The organism is Micromonospora sp. bgisy143 (assembly GCF_057708145.1).
The window spans coordinates 55,019-72,915 of the sequence record NZ_JBYIRN010000005.1; the positions used below are offsets into that span (position 1 = coordinate 55,019).

The 17,897-nt window shown below is 72.0% G+C and carries 16 protein-coding genes; 15 read left to right on the forward strand and 1 reads right to left on the reverse strand.

Annotation, left to right across the window (positions count from 1 at the left end):
- Positions 1-72: 72 nt before the first annotated feature.
- The 11 genes from AC3EN4_RS09660 (at position 73) to AC3EN4_RS09710 (ending at position 13,247) form a co-directional block, all read left to right on the forward strand.
- Positions 73-1,203 carry a sugar transferase gene (locus AC3EN4_RS09660; protein ID WP_435205573.1) on the forward strand — a complete coding sequence of 377 codons (1,131 nt, stop codon included), beginning with the start codon at positions 73-75 and terminating at the stop codon, positions 1,201-1,203.
- On the forward strand, positions 1,196-2,761 hold the full coding sequence (locus AC3EN4_RS09665) for a lipopolysaccharide biosynthesis protein (RefSeq protein ID WP_435205574.1): 1,566 nt from the start codon (positions 1,196-1,198) through the stop codon (positions 2,759-2,761). Before AC3EN4_RS09660 ends, AC3EN4_RS09665 begins: the two co-directional genes overlap by 8 nt.
- A gap of 29 nt (positions 2,762-2,790) precedes the next feature.
- Positions 2,791-3,609: a class I SAM-dependent methyltransferase gene (locus AC3EN4_RS09670; protein WP_435205575.1), complete on the forward strand. Its 819-nt coding sequence runs from the start codon at positions 2,791-2,793 to the stop codon at positions 3,607-3,609.
- On the forward strand, positions 3,606-4,457 hold the full coding sequence (locus tag AC3EN4_RS09675; RefSeq protein WP_435205576.1) for a class I SAM-dependent methyltransferase: 852 nt from the start codon (positions 3,606-3,608) through the stop codon (positions 4,455-4,457). Before AC3EN4_RS09670 ends, AC3EN4_RS09675 begins: the two co-directional genes overlap by 4 nt.
- Entirely contained in the window at positions 4,457-5,764 is a 1,308-nt protein-coding gene (locus AC3EN4_RS09680) for a glycosyltransferase family 2 protein (protein ID WP_435205577.1), read from the forward strand. The genes AC3EN4_RS09675 and AC3EN4_RS09680 overlap by 1 nt, the downstream gene beginning before the upstream one ends.
- Positions 5,757-6,917 (forward strand): glycosyltransferase, encoded by a 1,161-nt coding sequence (locus AC3EN4_RS09685; protein WP_435205578.1) that lies wholly within the window; start codon positions 5,757-5,759, stop codon positions 6,915-6,917. The genes AC3EN4_RS09680 and AC3EN4_RS09685 overlap by 8 nt, the downstream gene beginning before the upstream one ends.
- On the forward strand, positions 6,914-8,230 hold the full coding sequence (locus tag AC3EN4_RS09690; protein WP_435205579.1) for a hypothetical protein: 1,317 nt from the start codon (positions 6,914-6,916) through the stop codon (positions 8,228-8,230). Before AC3EN4_RS09685 ends, AC3EN4_RS09690 begins: the two co-directional genes overlap by 4 nt.
- Positions 8,227-9,174, forward strand: a complete 948-nt coding sequence (locus AC3EN4_RS09695; RefSeq protein WP_435205580.1) for a glycosyltransferase family 2 protein — start codon at positions 8,227-8,229, stop codon at positions 9,172-9,174. The genes AC3EN4_RS09690 and AC3EN4_RS09695 overlap by 4 nt, the downstream gene beginning before the upstream one ends.
- Entirely contained in the window at positions 9,174-10,373 is a 1,200-nt protein-coding gene (locus tag AC3EN4_RS09700; RefSeq protein ID WP_435205581.1) for a glycosyltransferase family 4 protein, read from the forward strand. Before AC3EN4_RS09695 ends, AC3EN4_RS09700 begins: the two co-directional genes overlap by 1 nt.
- Positions 10,373-12,298 carry a hypothetical protein gene (locus AC3EN4_RS09705; protein WP_435205582.1) on the forward strand — a complete coding sequence of 642 codons (1,926 nt, stop codon included), beginning with the start codon at positions 10,373-10,375 and terminating at the stop codon, positions 12,296-12,298. The genes AC3EN4_RS09700 and AC3EN4_RS09705 overlap by 1 nt, the downstream gene beginning before the upstream one ends.
- A gap of 85 nt (positions 12,299-12,383) precedes the next feature.
- Positions 12,384-13,247, forward strand: coding sequence for a TylF/MycF family methyltransferase (locus AC3EN4_RS09710; RefSeq protein ID WP_435205583.1), 864 nt, complete (start codon positions 12,384-12,386; stop codon positions 13,245-13,247).
- 315 nt (positions 13,248-13,562) lie between these two features.
- Here AC3EN4_RS09710 and AC3EN4_RS09715 read toward each other — a convergent pair whose 3' ends face one another.
- Complete coding sequence (locus AC3EN4_RS09715) at positions 13,563-14,558, reverse strand: LCP family protein (RefSeq protein ID WP_435205584.1); 996 nt, start codon at positions 14,556-14,558, stop codon at positions 13,563-13,565.
- 246 nt (positions 14,559-14,804) lie between these two features.
- Here AC3EN4_RS09715 and AC3EN4_RS09720 point away from each other — a divergent pair, with 246 nt between their 5' ends.
- From AC3EN4_RS09720 to AC3EN4_RS09735, 4 genes are read left to right on the forward strand one after another with little or no spacing between them, the layout of a single operon-like run.
- Entirely contained in the window at positions 14,805-14,954 is a 150-nt protein-coding gene (locus AC3EN4_RS09720) for a peptidase (RefSeq protein WP_421471411.1), read from the forward strand.
- The gene (locus AC3EN4_RS09725) at positions 14,951-15,496 is read left to right on the forward strand and encodes a hypothetical protein (RefSeq protein ID WP_435205585.1); all 546 of its coding nucleotides are present in this window, start codon (positions 14,951-14,953) and stop codon (positions 15,494-15,496) included. The genes AC3EN4_RS09720 and AC3EN4_RS09725 overlap by 4 nt, the downstream gene beginning before the upstream one ends.
- The gene (locus tag AC3EN4_RS09730) at positions 15,486-17,024 is read left to right on the forward strand and encodes a glycosyltransferase (RefSeq protein WP_435205586.1); all 1,539 of its coding nucleotides are present in this window, start codon (positions 15,486-15,488) and stop codon (positions 17,022-17,024) included. Before AC3EN4_RS09725 ends, AC3EN4_RS09730 begins: the two co-directional genes overlap by 11 nt.
- Before the next feature lie 6 nt (positions 17,025-17,030).
- On the forward strand, positions 17,031-17,894 hold the full coding sequence (locus AC3EN4_RS09735) for a choice-of-anchor P family protein (RefSeq protein ID WP_435205587.1): 864 nt from the start codon (positions 17,031-17,033) through the stop codon (positions 17,892-17,894).
- Positions 17,895-17,897 lie beyond the last annotated feature (3 nt).

Consider the following 17,897-nt stretch of genomic DNA (forward strand, 5'->3'; position numbering starts at 1 on the left):
TTGCCGCCATATCGGCACTCTCGTCCCCAGAATCCTTTTTTTGCCGTTTTGACCCTCTTGGGCTTTTTGTCCTTGACACTTGCTCCCGGGGTGCTGGCCGGCATGCCCTGCGAGTCCCTGACCGAGGAGGTCGACGCGTTGAGGAAGACCCGGGGCCCCATCGGTGCGGGCCACTCTCCGGCGTCGCTCGACCGCGCCGACGTCCCGGTCGGTGTCGGTACGACGCCGAAGTTCCCGGCGCGGGCCCACCAGGCGTCCGTCCACCGCGCCGAGCGGCGCGAGCGGACCCCGAGGCCCCAGGAGAGCAACCGGCGGGTACGCGTGGTGGTCATCGAGCCGGACGACACCGCCCCCGTGCCGGACCGGCTCGACGAGGAGTTCGACGTCGCCGCCCGGCTGCCGATGCCGCGCGCCGAGGACGTCGCCGCGGTCCTCACCCGTGTCCGCCCGCGACTCCTGCTGCTCAAGCACTCCCTGGAGAGCATCGACGAGCGCCTGATGACCAGTTGCCTGAGCGCCGGGGTCGAGATCCTGGTGCTGGCACGACCGGTCTACGGGCTGCTGCGCGCGCCGGCGATGGCCCGCTTCGGCGGGCTGCCCTGGATCCGCCTCGCCTCCGGCGCGGGCCGACCCCGGCACGAACGACTCAAGCGGGCCTTCGACCTCGCCGTGACCCTGCTCAGCGCCGTCGTGGTCGTCCCGCTGATCGCGCTGATCGCCGCCGTGGTCTCGTTCACCGGCCCGCCGTTCTACCTTCAGGACCGCGTCGGCGCGGGAGGCCGGCTGTTCCGGCTGGTCAAGTTCCGGACCATGCGGGTCGGCGCGGAACAGGCCACCGGTCCCGTCCTCGCCCAACCCGACGACGCCCGGATCACCCGCGTCGGCCGCTGGCTACGACGCTCCCGGCTCGACGAACTCCCCCAGCTCTGGAACGTCGTACGCGGCGAGATGAGCCTCGTCGGCCCGCGCCCCGAGCGTCCCGAGTTCATCGCCGGCTTCGACGGTCTGCCCCACTACGACCTGCGGCACCTGATCCGCCCCGGCCTGACCGGCATCGCGCAACTCACCGGCGGCTATGCGGCGACCGTGGAGGACAAGCTCCGCTGCGACCTGCTCTACCTCAACTGCCGGTCGATGCGGGTCGACCTGGCCCTGCTGCTGCTGACCGTCGTCGAGCTGTTCCGGGGGTTCCCCCGTGGGTAGCGCCACCGACGCGGTCGACACCCAGGTCACCCGCAACACGGCCAGCATGCTGGGCGCGCGGGTGGTCATGGCGGTGTCCGGACTGGTCTCGGTGCCGGTCGTCTACCAGAGCCTCGGCCCCCGGGAGTTCGGCGTCTGGGTCGTGCTGACCGGCCTGCTGACGATGGCCGCGCTGATCGATCTCGGACTCGGCTCCGCGCTGGTACGCGAGGTGGCCAAGGCCGTGAACGCGACGGACCGTGACCTGGTACGCCGACTGCAGGGGCTCACGCTCGGTTGGGCAGTCCTGCTCGGTCTGCTCACCGTGGGCGCACTCGGCGTCTGCTGGCCGTGGGTCACCGGGCTGCTGCGGCTGGGCGACCTCGCCGACGAGGCGTGGCACGCGACGCTCTGGCTGGTTCTCGGTCTGGTGGCCGGCGCCGTCGAGCTGCCCTGGCGTGCCGTCCTCGAAGGCGGCCAGCGGTACGGGTCGCTCGCGGCGATCAGCGCCGGCACCGCCGTGCTCGGCACCGCGCTGACCATCCTGGTCGTACGCCTCGGTGGTGGCCTGGCGGCGCTGGCCGCCTCCGCCGCCGCCACCGGCGCGATCCGTAGCCTCCTGCTCGCCGGGGCCAGCCACCGGCAGCGTCCGGAGCTGTCACCGCGTTGGGGACGGCTGCGCCTGCGCGACGTGCGCCGCGTCGGCGGGTACGGCATGCGGGTGCAGGTGTCCGCCGGCGCCGGCATGGTCAACGTGGAACTCGACCGCCTCGTCCTCGGCGGCGTCTTCGGTCCCGCCGTCGCCGGCGACTTCGACCTGGGCAGCCGCCTGCTCAACCTGCTGCGCCTGCCGCCGGGGCTAGCCCTGGTCGTGCTGTTCCCCGCGGCGGTCGCCCGCTCGGTCAGCCGCGGCGCCGACTGGCTGGACCGGTTCCACCTGACGGCCACCCGGTACCTCGCCCTGTTCCTCGCGCCGGCCGCCGCGGCCCTGATGGTCAGCGCCGATCCGCTGGTCCGGCTCTGGCTGGGACACCCGGTCGCCTGGGCCACGGTGAACATCCTCGTGCTCACCCCCGCCTACGCCCTCAACCTGATCAGCGGAGCGACCACCGTGGTGGCCCGGGCCGAGGGCCGACCCGGCCTGGAGACCCGGTACGTGCTTCTCTCCGTCGTCCTCAACCTGGCCCTCACGGTGCCGCTGATCTGGCTCTGCGGACCGCTTGGCGTACCACTGTCGACCGCCGTGGCCGTGCTGCTCAGCACCGCGTACTTCCTGGTCGACTTCCACTCGGCGACGGCCCGACGGCTGACGCCGCTGGCCCGGGCGATCTGGCCGCCGGTCGCCGTGGCGGTCGCGGCCGGACTGGTCGCCGGCGCGGCAAGCCGGTACCTGCCGGACGGCCCGGGCCGACTCGACGCCGCCCTCGCCGTCAGCAGCCGGGCGGGTCTGACCCTGCTCGTCGCCGCCGTGTTGCTGGTCATCGGCGGACACGTCAGCGCGAGCGACCGGATGCGGCTGCACCGGCTGCTGCGCGCTCCCGCGGCCATCCTCGCGCCGCCGGCGGGCGGTCCGCGATGAGCGTGGACCGCAGTACCGCCCGGTGCCTCGTGTGTGGACCGCGGCAGGACCACCGGCCCGAACTCGGTGGGCTGCTGCGCCGCTGCGGGGCCTGCGGGTTCGCCTGGACCGCGCAGGAGCAGGCCGAGGCGGACGGCCGCTACGACGAGGACTACTTCGCCGACGGCGGCTACGACGACTACTTCCGGGCCGGGCCGCGCCGGTTCGAGGCGGGCCGCCGGCTGCGGTGGCTGCTCACCACCGCCCGCCCCACCACCCTGCTCGAAGCCGGCTGCGCCGGCGGCTACTTCCTCGAAGCCGCCCAACGAACCGGCATCAACGCCACCGGCATCGAAGTCAGCCACGCCGCCGCCACCTACGCCCGCGACCACCTCCACATGCCCGTACACCAGGGCTACTTCGAAACCATCGCACCCACCCTCACCGCCGACACCATCTGCGCCTTCCACGTCCTCGAACACGTCCAAGACCCCCGCGCCTTCCTGCACGCCGCCCACACCGCCCTCACCCCCGGCGGCTGGCTCGCCCTCGAAGTACCCAACATCGCCTCCGCCGCCGCCCACCGACTCGGCACCGACTGGCCAGGTCTGCAGCCGCGCTACCACCGCTGGCACTTCACCCCCGCCACGCTGGTCCGGCTCGTCACCGACGCCGGCTTCGAGGTGGTCCGACAGGACACCACCGTCTTCCGCTACTACATGCCGCTGCGGTACCGGCTGCGGCACGCGCGCCACCTGCTACCCGCCGACCTGATCGGGCTCCGCTCACCGCGGCTGACCCATCCGCGCCTCGGCGACCTGCTCCGGCTGATCGCCCGGACGCCACGACACCGACGGAGTACCCGATGAAACTGGATGGGATCGAGCTGGTCCGCTGCCGGCTCTGCGGCCGCGCCGGCGGACACTCGCCGACGCTCGGCGACCTGCTCTGGAGCTGCGCCGACTGCGGCTTCGTGTGGACGGCCGGTGACGCGCCGGCCCCGGAGGAGCTGTACGACGAGGCCTACTACACCACCGACGGGTACCAGGAGTACTTCTCCTCGGCCGGCCAGCGCCGGTTCGAGGCGGCCCGCCGGCTGCGGTGGCTGCTCACCACCGCCCGCCCCACCACCCTGCTCGAAGCCGGCTGCGCCGGCGGCTACTTCCTCGAAGCCGCCCAACGAACCGGCATCAACGCCACCGGCATCGAAGTCAGCCACGCCGCCGCCACCTACGCCCGCGACCACCTCCACATGCCCGTACACCAGGGCTACTTCGAAACCATCGCACCCACCCTCACCGCCGACACCATCTGCGCCTTCCACGTCCTCGAACACGTCCAAGACCCCCGCGCCTTCCTGCACGCCGCCCACACCGCCCTCACCCCCGGCGGCTGGCTCGCCCTCGAAGTACCCAACATCGCCTCCGCCGCCGCCCACCGACTCGGCGCCCACTGGCCCGCCATCGCTCCGGCGTATCACCGGTGGCACTTCACCCCGGACACGCTCAGCCGGCTGTTGGTGGAGAGCGGCTTCCGGGTCATCGCCCACGACACGGTCTTCTCGCGGTTCTACTGGCGACCGGCGGCCCGGTGGCGCAACGCGCGGAACCTCCTCGTCGCCGACGTCGCCGCCAGCGGTTCGCCCCGGGTGACGCACCCGCGCCAGGGCGACCTGCTGCGGATCTTCGCCCGCCGGGACGACCGGAGCGTGTCGTGATGGGCGCCCCGCTGCTCTCGGTCCTGCTGATCAGTTGGAACACGCGCGAGCAGACCCGGCAGTGCCTGGAGTCTCTGGCCGCGACCGCCCCGGCCGACCTGGACTACGAGGTGGTGGCCGTCGACAACGCCTCCTCGGACGGCTCCGCCGAGATGCTCGCCGAGCAGCCCCGGGTCCGCCTGATCCGCAACAGTCGCAACACCGGCTTCGCCGCCGCCGTGAACCAGGCGTACCGCCGGTCGACCGGGCAGTTGGTCCTGCTGCTCAACAGCGACGTCCGGTTCCACCCGAAGGCCCTGTCCCGGATGATCGACCATCTGCGCGAGCGGCCGGGCGTTGCCGGGGTCAGCCCGCTGTACCTCAACCCGGACAGCACGTTCCAGCAGCACTACGTCCAGCAGCCCAGTTTCGCGGCCTCCATCGCGCTCGTCACCGCGCTGCGCCGCCTGCCCGGGTTCCGGCAGGCGCTGCACCGGTTCGAGATGCGCGGCGAGGACTTCAGCCGCCCCCGGCAACTCGCCTCCGGTAGCTGCATGCTGCTGCGCCGCGCGGTGCTCGGACGGCAGACCATCTTCGACGAGACGTTCCCCGTCTACTGGAACGACGCCATCCTCGCCCGTCAACTCCAGCAGGCCGGCCACCAACTGTGGATGATCCCCGACGCGGTGGTGACCCACAGTCGGGGAGCGTCCTGCCGGTTGCTCGGACCAACCATCCGCTTCCGGCACCTCCTGGGCAGCATGGTCGGCTACCTGCGGACGACCCAACCCCGGCACCGGATGGCGATCTTCCGGGTCGTGCTGCTCGTCGACCACCTGGTCAAGCGGCTGTTCGGTCGACCCGTGCAGCTGGGAATGGCCGACCTGCTCGCCGCGCTGCGCGGCGATGTCGGCCCGCTGCCCGACGGCGACACCCGCGACTGGCTGGTGCTGTTCAGCCGCACCCGGTGGTCCGTCGACGGACATTCGACGGTGCTGCGCCAGTTGACGCCCGGGCAACGGCTGCTCATCGTCGACCCGCCGGCACGGCGTCCCCGCTGGCGTTGCGAGGTGACCCCGATCGGCTCGGCCGCCTGGCACGCGGTCGTCCCCACCGCACTGCCCTGGGGTGACGCACTGCCACTGATCAACTGGGTCAACCGCCGGATCGCGGCGAACGCGGTACGGAGCTGGCTGGACCGCCACGCCGGCGCGCGCCTGCTGCGCCTGGACGACGAGCGCGCCCGCCCGGTGCTCGGACGGTTGGGCGAGGACGAGGTGCTGCCCTCCGGAGGACCCCGCCCGATGCATCGGTCGAGCCGTGGCTGAGCGCACGCTCCGCCGACCGGCGCCGACCGTCGACACCACGGTCACCGGCGACCGGGACTGGGTGGTCGTCTTCAGCGGCACCCGCTGGGCCAACGGCGCCCACCGTCAGCACGCGCTGGCGCGCGAGTTGACCGTCGACCACCGGGTGCTCTTCGTCGATCCCGCCGGTCACCTCCCCCGCTGGCGGCTGCGCGTCCGCCAGGTGGCCGACGGCCTGTGGCAGTGCGCCGGGCCGGCGCTGCTGCCGTTCGGCCGGCACGTTCCACCGGTCAACCGGGTCAACCGTTGGTTCGCCGCGCTGCGGCTCCGTCGCTGGTTCCGTCGGCGCGCCGATTCGGTACGACTGCTGTGGCTGGACGAGGATCTGGCGGCGCCGGTCGCCGGCCGCCTGGACGCGTCCGCCGTGGTGTACGACGCCACCGACCTGGACTGGACGTTCACGAGACGCTGGAACCGTCGACACCTGCGCCGGGCGCTGGACTCGGCCGTCGGCGCGGCCGACCTGGTGCTCGCCTCGTCCAGCGCGCTGCCGGAACGGATGCCCGCCGTCGACCCCGCCCCGGTGGTCCTGGCCAACGGCTGCGATCCGGAGCACTTCTCGCCGGACGGCCCCGTCGCGCCCTGGTTGACGGGCCTGCGCCGGCCACTGATCGGCTACAGCGGGGCGGTCGACACCCGCGCCTTCGACGGCGACCTGGTCGCCGAGGTCGCCCGGGCGCATCCCGAGTGGACCTTCGTGCTGATCGGACCGTCCACCCGCGCCGGCCGGGCACCGCTGCTGCACCTGTCCAACGTGCAGATGGTGGACGCCGTCGACTTCGCCGAGGTGCCGAACATCCTGCGGGCCTGCGACGTCACCGTCATCCCGTACCGGTTCGGCAGCCTCGTCGACTACGTGCACCCGAAGAAGTGCTACGAGTACCTCGCCCTCGGCAAGCCTGTCGTCGCGACGCCGCTGCCGGCGTTGCGAGCGCTCGCCGACGTCATCGCGCTCGCCGACGACGCGGCCGGCTTCGCCGCCGCCATCGACGCCGCGCTGGACCACGCCGGCACGCCCGAACAGGTGGCCCGACGCCGGGCGGTCGCCGCCCGCAACAGCTGGTCGGTCCGGGGCGTACGGCTGCGCTCACTGCTGGCGGGACTGCCCCGATGAGAGTGCCGATCGTCGCACCGACCGTGCTCCTCGGCGGCGCCGGGCTGGGCGCCCTGGTCACCGTGGTCACCCTGCTGCCCGGGCCGGTCGGCCTGGCCGCCGCAGCCGGCGTGCTCGCCGTTGGCGTCTTCCTGCTCTGGCCCTGGGCGGTGCTGCCGGTCGGCATCATCGGCGGCGCAGTGCTCGGCGTCGTGCTCAGCGGCGGTGACGTCCGGGGATTCATCGCGGTGAAGGTGCTGCTGCTGGCCGCCGGCGGCGCCGCGCTGGCCGTACGGCACTGGCTGCGGGTGGAGGGTCCGACCCGGCGTACCCCCGCCGACGTCGGCATGCTGAGCCTCGTCGGGTTGACCGTCGTGGCCGCGATCTACGGCCTGGCCGTCGGCAACGTCCCCGAGGAGGTACTGGTCGCCGCGTACCAGATGGCCACGATCCCGGTGTACTTCTTCGTCGCGACCCACACCCTGACCACCGCCCGTCGAATCCTGGCGGCCGGGATCCTGTACGTGGTGCTGGCGGGCGCCTTCACCGCCCTCTCGGTCACCACGCCGGGGCGGCACGGCGGACTCATCACCCTCATGGCGGTCCCGCCGCTGATCTGGGCCGCCGGTCGACTGCGGGGGTGGCGTCGCAACGGGGTCCTCCTGCTCGCCGGGTTCTTCGCCGTCGACGTCGTGCTGGCGTCGTACCGGGGAATTTGGCTCGCCGCCGCGCTGACCCTGCTGATCATGCTGGTCCGCGGCGGGCGGGCCGTCCGCACCGGACTGGCCGCGACCGCCGCAGCCGCGGTCGCGGTGGCGGCGGTCCTCGCCCTGCAACCGGGGGTACGGGACCGGGCCGGCGAGATCGCCAAGGGTCTTCAGCAGTCCGCCGGCTACCGGGCCGTGGAGTCGTCGGTGGGTCTGGGCGTCTTCGCCGACCAGCCGCTGGTCGGCGCCGGCCTCGGACAGAGCACACCCGACGTCTACCTGTCCGGCTTCACCTTCACCGACGTCGGGCCGGTCTACCACGCCTTCTACGTCACGGTGCTGGCGAACCTCGGGCTGGTCGGCCTCCTGTTCGTCCTCTGGCCGATCCTGCGCAGCATCCGCGTCGGCCTGCGCGGACGGGACGGGATCACCCTGCCGTTCGCGGCGCTGTCCTGCGGCTTCCTGGCCGCCGCCGTCTTCGCGGCGCCGACCGACGGGCACTGGGAACTGGGCCTGTTGCCGGCGCTGACCCTGCTCACCGCAGAACAGGAAGGTAGGCCGCTCCGACGATTGGCAGGGGTGCCGCTCCTGCGTCGTCCGGTGCACTCCACGGGAGTTCCGGCATGAGTAACGCCGACGCCACCGCCGTGGTGGTGACCCACAACTCGGAGCGGCAGATCGTCGCCGCCCTGACCGCGCTACGGCGGGAAGGACTGCCGGTGCGGCTGGTGGACAACGCCTCCACCGACGGCACGGTCGCGCTCGTCCGACGCCGCTTCCCGGAGGTGACGGTCCTCGCCAGCACAGTCAACACCGGCTTCGCCAGCGCGGTGAATCGGGCCGCGGCGGGGATCGACACCGACGTCGTACTCCTGGTCAACCCGGACTGCGTGATCGGCCCCGGCATGGCCGCGGAACTGGTCCGGGTCATCCGGAGCCGGCCGTCGGTGGGCATCGCGGGACCGCGACTCGTCGACGCGCACGGCCGGATCGCGATCAGCGCGCACCGGTTCGAGTCCCTCGGCACGGTGCTGGCCAGCCGTTTCGGTGGGTCGCTGACGCCGATCGCACTGCGCCGGCTGCTCAGCTGCCGGCGGCGCCGGGCCGCCTACGACGCCTGCGCACGGGGATCGCAGCCGGTGGCGGTGGACTGGGTCTCCGGGGCGTGCCTGGCGGTGCGCACCGACCTGTTCGAATCGGTCGGCGGCCTCGACGAGGGCTACTTCCTGTACTACGAGGACGAGGAGCTGTGCCTCCAGGCCGCCCGGCGCGGCGCCGAGGTGCTGTACGTGCCGTCGGTGACCGCCCTGCACACCGGCGGCGCGAGCAGCTCCGACCCGGCATGGATCTGGCCCCACCTGTACCGCAGCATGCTGCGGTACTTCGCCCGACACCGCGCCGGCACCCTGCGCGCCGTACGCGGTGCCGTGCTGCTGCGCGCGCTGATCGGTATCGGTCTGGCCGGCGTGCGGATGCCCCTGCAACCGCGAGCCGGAACGGCACGGCTGCGGGCCTGGACCCGCATCGGTCGGATCGCGGTCACCCGAACAGAGACGGAAGGAGGAGCGTGATGCACGTCCTGATCACGGTCGTCGGCAAGCGGACCGAGCACTGGACGGACCTGTTCGACGTGCTGTGTGGACAGCCCGACGTCACCCTGACCGTGCTCGCCGCGGACGTCTCCCCGGTGACACGACGCGAGCTGGCCCGGCTCACCGGGCGACACCGTCGACTGCGGTACCACGTCGTGCCGCACCTGCTCGGCGAATCACTGACCGGGCACATGGCCTCGGTGCTGTTCCGGCTCCCCGGCAACCACGGCGTGACCACCAGCCGTCCCGACATCCTGCACGTCATCGGCGAGGCGGCCTATCTCACCACCTGGCAGGCCCTGCGGCTGCGCCAACGCTGCTGGGCCGGGGTGCCCACCACCCTCTACGCCGCGCAGAACGTGGTGACCCGGTTCCCGGTGCCGTTTCCCCGGATCGAGCGGCAGTCCTACCTGTCGGTGGACCACGCCTTCCCGATCACGCCCGCGGCGCTCAACGTGCTGCGCGTCAAGGGTTACCGGGGTCCGGCCACGATCGTGCCGCTCGGTGTGGACACCCGGACGTTCCGTCCGCTGCCCACCGATCCGGCGATGCGCCCGTTCACGGTCGGATTCGTCGGCCGGTTCGAGCCGCACAAGGGCGTCACGGACCTGCTGCGCGCCGCCGAGCTGATCGACTGCGACGTGTCGCTGGTCGGGGACGGCAGCCTGGGCGGCGAGATCGAACGGGCAGCCGCGCGACGGCCCGGCCGGGTGCACCGGCACGGCTGGGCCGGGCACTCCGAACTGCCCGCTCTGCTGAACCGGATGGACGCGTTGGCGATGCCGTCGGTCGAGGTGGTGCAGCGCAACACCCTGCCGTGGATCGGCATCCCGCTGCGCGAGCAGTTCGGCCGGGTGCTAGTCGAAGCCATGGCCTGTGGCGTACCGGTCGTGGGCAGCGACGTCGGCGAGATCCCCTACGTGGTGGGCGACGCCGGCCTGGTCTTTCCCGCCGGTGACGTACCCGCCTTGGCGGCCTGCCTCGCGCGACTGCGCGACGATCCCCCACTCGCCGGCCGGCTGGCCAACCAGGGGCTGCGCCGGGCCGACGCCGAGTTCGACTGGGAACGCATCGCCGACACCCTCTGCGCCACCTGGCGCGGGCTGCGGTTCCCCACTCGCCCCTTTCGCACACCGCCCGCCGAGGCCGGGCACCCAACAAGAGAGGCGATCGCCTGATGAGCGCGTCGATAGATGTCAAGGGCCTGCTCGGTGCCTCCTGGCGCCGCGTGGGCGTACCGCTGATCGGCCTGTGCGCGGGCCTGGCCGCCGCCCAGGGGGTCACCGAACTCCTCCCGGCCCGCTACGAGGCCGAGGCGTCCGTACTGGTCAGCGCTGAACAGACCGACGAGAGCCGACCCGCGGATCTGGCCCTCGCGCAGAACCTCACACCCACCATCGCTCGGCTCGTCGGTTCCCGGGAGGTGGCGATCGAGACGGCACGCACGCTGCGACTGCCCGAGCACGCGGTGCTCGGGCACGTCAGCGGTGAGTACGAACTCGGTCTGCAGATCATCACCGTGCACGCGAGCGCCGGTTCCGGAGCCCAGGCCGCCGCTATCGCGAACGCGGCGTCCCGCGCCGCCAGCGAACGCCTGAGCAAACTGGAGATGGGCGGCTCGACCAGCATCAGCGCCCGGGTGCTCGACACCGCGAGCGCGCCGACCACTCCCGCCTTTCCGAAGCCACTGTTGAACGGGGTGCTCGGTGCCCTGGCCGGACTGCTGGCCGGCTGGGGCGCGACGCTCCTGCGCGACCGGTTCGACAGCCGACTCCGTGACGTCGGGCAGGTCGAGGCGCGCCTGGGCCTGCCGGTCCTCGGCGTGCTGCCGAAGCTGCCGCGCCGCTTCTCCCGCCACCACGCGAGCGCGCTCTACGCGCGCACCGACGTCGTCGACGCCGTACGTGCCACGATCTCGACGCTCAGTGTGCTCACCGCTCCGCTGCCGCGCCGGAGGCTGCTGGTCACCAGCGCCCACGACGACGACGGCAAGGCGCTGGTGACCGCGCTGCTGGGTCTCGGTCTGGCCGACGAGCACTGCCGGGCCACCCTGGTGGACGGGGCGGTACGGGACCCGGTGTTGTCCGGCCACTTCCCGGAGGCGCCGCACACCTGGCAACAGGTCCTCACGCAGAAGCGCTCTCCGGTGCGCCTGGTCGACTTCCCCACCCTGACCGTCCTGCCGGCCGAACCCCGCGAGGGCGCCGACACGCAGGCCCTGCACGACCTGGGCGGACTTCTCAACGCGTTGGGCGAGGACGAGGACTGCGTGCTCGTACACGCGCCGCCGATCCTGGCGGGACGGGAGATCTCCGCCTTCGCCCAGCACACGGACGGGGTGCTGCTGGTCATCCGGGCCGGCCGGACGAACCTCGACGACGGTACGCGGGCCGCCCGGCTCGTGCAGCGCCTCGGGCTTCCCCTGGCCGGTGTCGTGGTCATCGGCGCGGAGGCGCGTAGCGACCACCGGGTGGCCGGTCAGCAACCGACTCCGACACCGGACTCGGTGCACGACACCCTGTCGGTGCCGGCGGCGAGGTCGGGCGCCGTCATCCGGGAACTGGTCAGCGCGCTCGTCGAGGACTCCTCCGGCAGCACGGGCGGGCGGCACCGCCGGGACCCGGGTGGATCGACGCGCACCTCCGCGAGCGGCAGGACGGTCGACGGCACCGCCGTCGAGCGGCCGACGCCGACCGAGCGGGCGGCTCCGGTCGAGCGGGCTGCGGGCGAGGCGAATGGCCGCCTGCCTCGAACGCCGGTCCGGCCGACCCGCATCGAGGATGCCATCACCGAGCCCAACCCGGTGGTGACCGACATTCCGCCCGGTCCCGAGCCCGCGTCTGGCTCGTCCGTCCGGGGCGGCGGGCCCGGCGTCAGCGTGCTCGGACGGCCACTGGCCCGGCCCGAGGCGACCTGGCGGTCGGCGACGGCCGAGGCCGTGACGCCGCCGTCGCCCGCACAGACGCCCATCCCCGACCCGACGGGCCGGTGGTCGACCTACGGGCAGGAACTCCTGCCCGCTGGACGACTCGGTACGGAACGACTCTCTTCCACGTCCATCGTGCTGCGTCGCGCGGTCGCCGTCGGCGACGTCGAACGCTGACGCCGGCACACCAGGGGACGGCTGCTCACACGGTCCGGGACGGTCCGCCAGCAGCCGACCAGAGACACCGATAAGGAGATTGCCGATGAGTGAGATGTTGGCGCCCGCCCAGTCGTCCGACCCGATGCTGGACGATCCCCGCGCGCTCTACTGCGACCTGTTGAAGAAGGCGCTGACCAGATACATCTTCCGCGAGACGTGGATGCCCTACCAGCCACGCCGGGGTTCCCTGCACGGGGAGCTCTTCCAGCGCGGCCGGCACCTGCTGCACCGCAAGGGGCTGGAGCTGGTGCTCCAGTTCCCGTTCGACGCGGAGGCACGGGCCAACGGTCGGGACTGGCCACCGGAGGCCGACACGATGATCGGGCTGCGCCGGCTGGACAATCTGGAGCGGTGCATCGCGGACGTGCTGGACCGGGGCGTGCCCGGCGACCTGATCGAGACCGGCGTCTGGCGGGGCGGCGCGACCATCTTCATGCGTGGGATGCTGCGCGCCTACGGTGACCGGGACCGCACGGTGTGGGTCGCGGACTCGTTCCGCGGTTTGCCGAAGCCGGACCCCAGACGGGTCGAGGACGTCGAGGACGCGCTGTGGCAGGTGCCCTTCCTGGCCGTGTCGCAGGAGCAGGTGCAGGCCAACTTCGAACGGTACGGGCTCCTCGACGACCAGGTCCGCTTCCTCAAGGGCTGGTTCTCGGACACCCTGCCCACTGCACCGGTGGAGCGCCTGTCGGTGATGCGTCTGGACGGGGACCTTTACGACTCGACCATGGTGGCGCTGCGCTCGCTCTACCCGAAGCTGTCGGTCGGTGGGTACGTGATCATCGACGACTACCACGCCGTACGCGGGTGCAAGCAGGCCGTCGACGACTTCCGTGCCGAGCACGGCATCGACGACGAGCTGCACCAGGTCGACTGGACGTGCCGCTACTGGCAGCGGTCGCGCTGAACGAGCGCGCCGGCCGTTCGGTCGGCTGCACGCCGTGCCGACGTGCCGGTGAGCGGTATGCCGCAGAGTCATCGTGATGCCTCTGCGGCATACCGCTCATGCCCGTGTCCACCCGGCGTGATCAGCGACTCCGCCAGCGCAAGAGCCTCGTCGCTGAGACGGCCGAAGCGTCGAGCAGCGTGGCCCAGGCACAGGCCGGCCAGCCCGAGCAGAGGGCTTCCCGGAACAGCCCGCGTTCCGACCTCCCTGCACCAGCGCTCGACGACATCCCCGTACCCCGTTGGTTTTGTCGTGCCGCGCGGCGGGCGGCACGGCTCAGTTGGCCGGCGCCGTCTGCGGGTTGGCCGCGAGCCACTGCGCGACACGGTCCTCGCGTACGGCCGCGAAGAGAGCCGGGGCCTTCACCTCGTCCAGCCGTACCGCGGATCCGGCCGGGGTCTGGAGGTTGGCGTCGCTGAAGGGGGCGGTGACGAACTGGACGGTCTCGGGCCTGACCCGGCGCACCGCGAGGGCGAGGTCGGCCAGGTCCAGGTCACGGTCGACGACGAGCGACTCGGCCGCCGTGGTGAGTACCCGGTCAAGTCGTGTCGGGTTGGTGAGCAGACTCGTCGAGCTGATCCGTTCGGCGAGGGCGCGGACCACTAGCTGCTGGTCGTAGATGCGCCCGAAGTCGCCGCCGGGCACCCCGTGCCGCTGCCGCATCAGGTCGTCGGCCGCCCTGCCGTCCAGGTCGTGGCAGCCGGCGGTCCAGGTGACCTTCGTGTCCGAGGAGGTGACCGTGTACGGCAGGCAGACGTTGATGTTGCCCACCGCGTCCACGAGTTTGCGGACGGCGGCGAAGTTGGCCACCAGCACCCCGTCCAGGGGGAGACCGGTGAGCTTGGCGACCGTCTCGGCGGCCAGCGCGGCGCCGCCGAAGGCGAACGCAGCGTTGATCTTGTTGAGTCCGCCGGACCACACCGATCCGGCCGCGGGAACGTCGACGTAGCTGTCCCGGGGAATCGAGACGACGGTGGCCGCGTCCCGGGCGGCGTTGATGTGCACCAGCATGATGGTGTCCGAGCGCTGCCCCGGGTAGAGGGCCTGATCGGGCTCACCGTCGCGGGAGTCCGACCCGAGGAGCAGCAGGTTCAGGGGCCCCGACTTCCACCGACGCTCGTCGCGGGGACCGGTGCCCTGACCGAGGATGTCCTCGCGCTGCACCCGGCCCTCGTATCGGTGCTTCAGACCGAAGCCGACCGTGACGACGCCCGCGCAGAGCACCGCGAAGACCACGGTCAGCGCGACCATGGCCTTCTGCCAGCGGGCCATGGCGCGCCATCGGGACGTTGCCGCCGGGCCCGTCCTGCGGGGGTATCCGGTCACCATCTTGACCACCTCTGGACCACGTCTCGGGGCTTCGAATCTGTTGCGGCGCAAGGGATGCCGGTAGATCGGCGGCCCCCGCCCCTCCGCAAGGGGTATTTAATCACTCTTTAGGGTTTCTGTGGGTTTTTATCCTGTTTGCCCGATTCTACCGATGCCATCCTGACCTTCGAGTTCACGAGGGGGTTGGCCATGTACGGAAGACCTACCAAGGGTCCACACATCGGCGGAGGGTTGGCGGCAACCGGCGTCGCCATCCAGTCGTGGTTGCTGGTCGGCATCGGCCTGGTCGTGCTCGGCCTGGCGCTGTGGTTCGTCGCCATGCTGGGCCGTGAGCGATGACAGGTTCCTCCACCTGGGGAGCATGGCTACGCGCGACGACCGGCATCCTGTTCGGCGTCGCCGTGGCCGCCGCGACCCTGTGGCGCTGGCACGACATCGCCAGCGGCGAGGCCTGGTTGAACGCCCGCCTCGTTGACGCCGTCGGCCTGGCGCACGCCAGGTCGATCGGCGCGGCGGTCATCTTCCCGCTCGACGAGCGCTGGGTCGGCTTCATGGTCTCCAGTGGATGCTCGGTCGCCATGTTGCTGATACCGCCGATCGTGCTGGCCTCGACGCTCGTCGGGTTCCGGCGCATCTCGGTGTCCCGGGGACTGAACGCCCTGGGAATCGCCACCCTGCTGCTGATCACGGTGAACCAGGTGCGCCTCGCCGCGGTGGTGGTCTCGATGCAGACCTGGGGTTTCCGGCTCGGCTACGAGCGCAGCCACGTGCTGATCGGATCCGTGATCACGACGGCCGGCCTGATCGCCGTGGCCATCCTGTTCGTCGTCCTGGTGAGCCGTACCAAGCGCATGCGGGGGGCGATCGCCGGTGTCCGCTGAGACGCAGACCCTCGCGCTGCTCAACACAGCGGCGTTCCTGCTGTGCGTCAGCTTCTGCGCGTACGTGCTGAGCATCCTGGTCTTCCACCTGAAGACCCGACGTACCCGGGGCGGCAGCCCGGACGGCTTCGACTGGCACATCATCGTGCCGTGCCGTAACGAGGCGTCCGTCATCGGCGGCACGCTGCGGCGGCTGCTCGGCGACTTCCCGCAGGTGACCGTCTGGTGCGTGGACGACGCCTCCGACGACGGCACGCTCGCCGAACTGACCGCGTTCGCCGATGAGCCCCGGGTGCACGTCGTCCGGCGTCAGCTACCGGACGCGCGGCAGGGCAAGGGCGCCGCGCTGAACGCCGCCTGGCGGTGCATCGAGCAGTCGCTGCCGGCCGACGTCGACCGCAGCCGGGTAATCGTCGGCGTCCTGGACGCGGACAGCCGGCTCGACCCACAGGGGGCCGTCGCCCTGTCCGGCCGGCAGTACTTCGGCGCGGCGGACGTCGGCGCCGTGCAGGTGGAGGTGCGCATGCTCCAGTGCGCGCCGCGTCGGTACGCCCCGGCGACCGAGGTCAGCCGCTGGGGACGGCTGCTCATCCGGCTCCAGGACATGGAGTTCCGCGCGCCGATCGCCGCCATGCAGTCCCTGCGTCGGCACACCGGCAGCGTGGCGATGGGCGGCAACGGCCAGTTCACCCGCCTGTCGCTGCTCAACGACATCGCCGCCGAGCACGGCACCCCATGGCACGGCGCCCTGCTCGAGGACTTCGAGCTGGGCCTGCACATCCTGCTGGCCGGCGGACGCACCGAGTACTGCGCGGAGAGCTGGGTGGCCCAGGAGGCGCTGACCCGGATCGGACCGCTGGTGCGGCAGCGGACCCGCTGGGCTCAGGGCTCGATGCAGTGTGGCCGCTATCTGGGCCGGGTGCTGCGCTCCCCCCGGATCAGGAACTCCGCGACGCTGGAGATCGCCCACTTCCTGGCCGCGCCGTGGACCCAACTCCTCGGCACGCCGATCTACGCCGCCTGCCTGGCGGTGATGATCTGGTACGTCGACCGCACCGCCGGCGGGTTGGCCGGCTGGTGGAACAGCGGCGGGTGGGGCGTACCACCGTTGGTGCTCGTCTTCGGCGTCGGGCCGTTCGCCCTGTGGGGGATCGTCTACCGGATTCGCTGTGAGCCGCAGTTGTCGGTGGGCAAGGCTCTGCTGCTCGGCGTCTGCCACTGGCTCTACAGCTACGCCCAGTCGCTCGCGGTCTGGCTGGCCTTCGCCCGCATGGTGACCGCCCGCACCGACTGGCAGAAGACCGCCCGCGCCGCCGACCCCAAGCCACAACCGGCTCCGGTCCGGGCCATCGGACGAGTGGCCGTGGCCGTACCGGCCCAGCCCCAGCCACGGCGGGCGCATCCGGCGCGCGGTTCGAGCCGTGTCGCCGGACCTCGCTCGATAAGACCGCCACGGCACCTGGTCCACCTCACGCACCTCACCACCCCCACCACAGACCGCCCCACAACCGCCCACGTCAGAAAGTAGACATCTATGCCACGAGTCAGATCCGGTCTCGCCCGTACCGCTGCGGTGCTGGCCGGTGGCCTCGCCATGGCCGTCCTGGCGGCCTCCCCGGCGTTGGCCGACACATCCCAGTCCTCGGCCTCCGCGCTACAGATCAGCCTGCTCGGTGGAGGTCTCGCGAGTTCCGGCACCGCGTCGGCGACGAACGACGGCACCACCGAATCGATCTCCGGTAACCAGAACCCGCCGTTGGCGGTGCTCGGCGGTCAGACCGTCATCACCGCCGGGGTGTTGGCGCAGAACGTCCGTGCCTTCAACGACGGCACCTCGGCGGCCTGCGCCGGCGTGCTCGGCGTAGGGGGCACGGTGTCCATCGGCGCGGGTGGCTCATGCCTCGTCACGCCCGGCGCGGCGGTGACGCTGAACCTCGGCACCAACGGTCTCGCCACGATCGCCCTGGTCGCCGATGCCATCTACTCGTCCTGCACCGCCACCAGCAGCCCGTCCGCGACCGGCACGACCACCCTGGTCAACGCCCGCATCACCTCCACCCTGCTGGGCGTCGAGACGACGCTGCTCAACCTGCCGGCCAACCCGGCACCGAACACCGGGCTGAGCGTGCCGGGGCTGATCGACCTCACCCTCAACGGCCAGAGCAGCTCGGGCGTCGGTCAGCTCAGCGTCACCGCGCTGAACCTCACGGCTCTCGGCGGGGCGCTGGCGGGCGTCACCATCGGCACGTCGAACTGCGGGGCCAACGCGGTCGCGCCGCCCATCCCGGTGATCCCGCTCGCCGGGGCACCACTCGCACTCGGTATCGGCGCGCTCGCGGCGGGCACCGTCGGCGGGTTCTCGCTCCACCGGCGTCGCCGCGCGACCGCCAGGAGCTGACCC

Bases quoted from the DNA above. Each gene is read 5' to 3' on its own strand.
- AC3EN4_RS09675 (WP_435205576.1), top strand. From the start codon at position 3,606: ATGAAACTGGATGGGATCGAGCTGGTCCGCTGCCGGCTCTGCGGCCGC.
- AC3EN4_RS09680 (WP_435205577.1), top strand. From the start codon at position 4,457: ATGGGCGCCCCGCTGCTCTCGGTCCTGCTGATCAGTTGGAACACGCGC.
- AC3EN4_RS09690 (WP_435205579.1), top strand. From the start codon at position 6,914: ATGAGAGTGCCGATCGTCGCACCGACCGTGCTCCTCGGCGGCGCCGGG.
- AC3EN4_RS09695 (WP_435205580.1), top strand. From the start codon at position 8,227: ATGAGTAACGCCGACGCCACCGCCGTGGTGGTGACCCACAACTCGGAG.
- AC3EN4_RS09700 (WP_435205581.1), top strand. From the start codon at position 9,174: ATGCACGTCCTGATCACGGTCGTCGGCAAGCGGACCGAGCACTGGACG.
- AC3EN4_RS09705 (WP_435205582.1), top strand. From the start codon at position 10,373: ATGAGCGCGTCGATAGATGTCAAGGGCCTGCTCGGTGCCTCCTGGCGC.
- AC3EN4_RS09710 (WP_435205583.1), top strand. From the start codon at position 12,384: ATGAGTGAGATGTTGGCGCCCGCCCAGTCGTCCGACCCGATGCTGGAC.
- AC3EN4_RS09715 (WP_435205584.1), bottom strand. From the start codon at position 14,558: ATGGCCCGCTGGCAGAAGGCCATGGTCGCGCTGACCGTGGTCTTCGCG.
- AC3EN4_RS09720 (WP_421471411.1), top strand. From the start codon at position 14,805: ATGTACGGAAGACCTACCAAGGGTCCACACATCGGCGGAGGGTTGGCG.
- AC3EN4_RS09725 (WP_435205585.1), top strand. From the start codon at position 14,951: ATGACAGGTTCCTCCACCTGGGGAGCATGGCTACGCGCGACGACCGGC.
- AC3EN4_RS09735 (WP_435205587.1), top strand. From the start codon at position 17,031: ATGCCACGAGTCAGATCCGGTCTCGCCCGTACCGCTGCGGTGCTGGCC.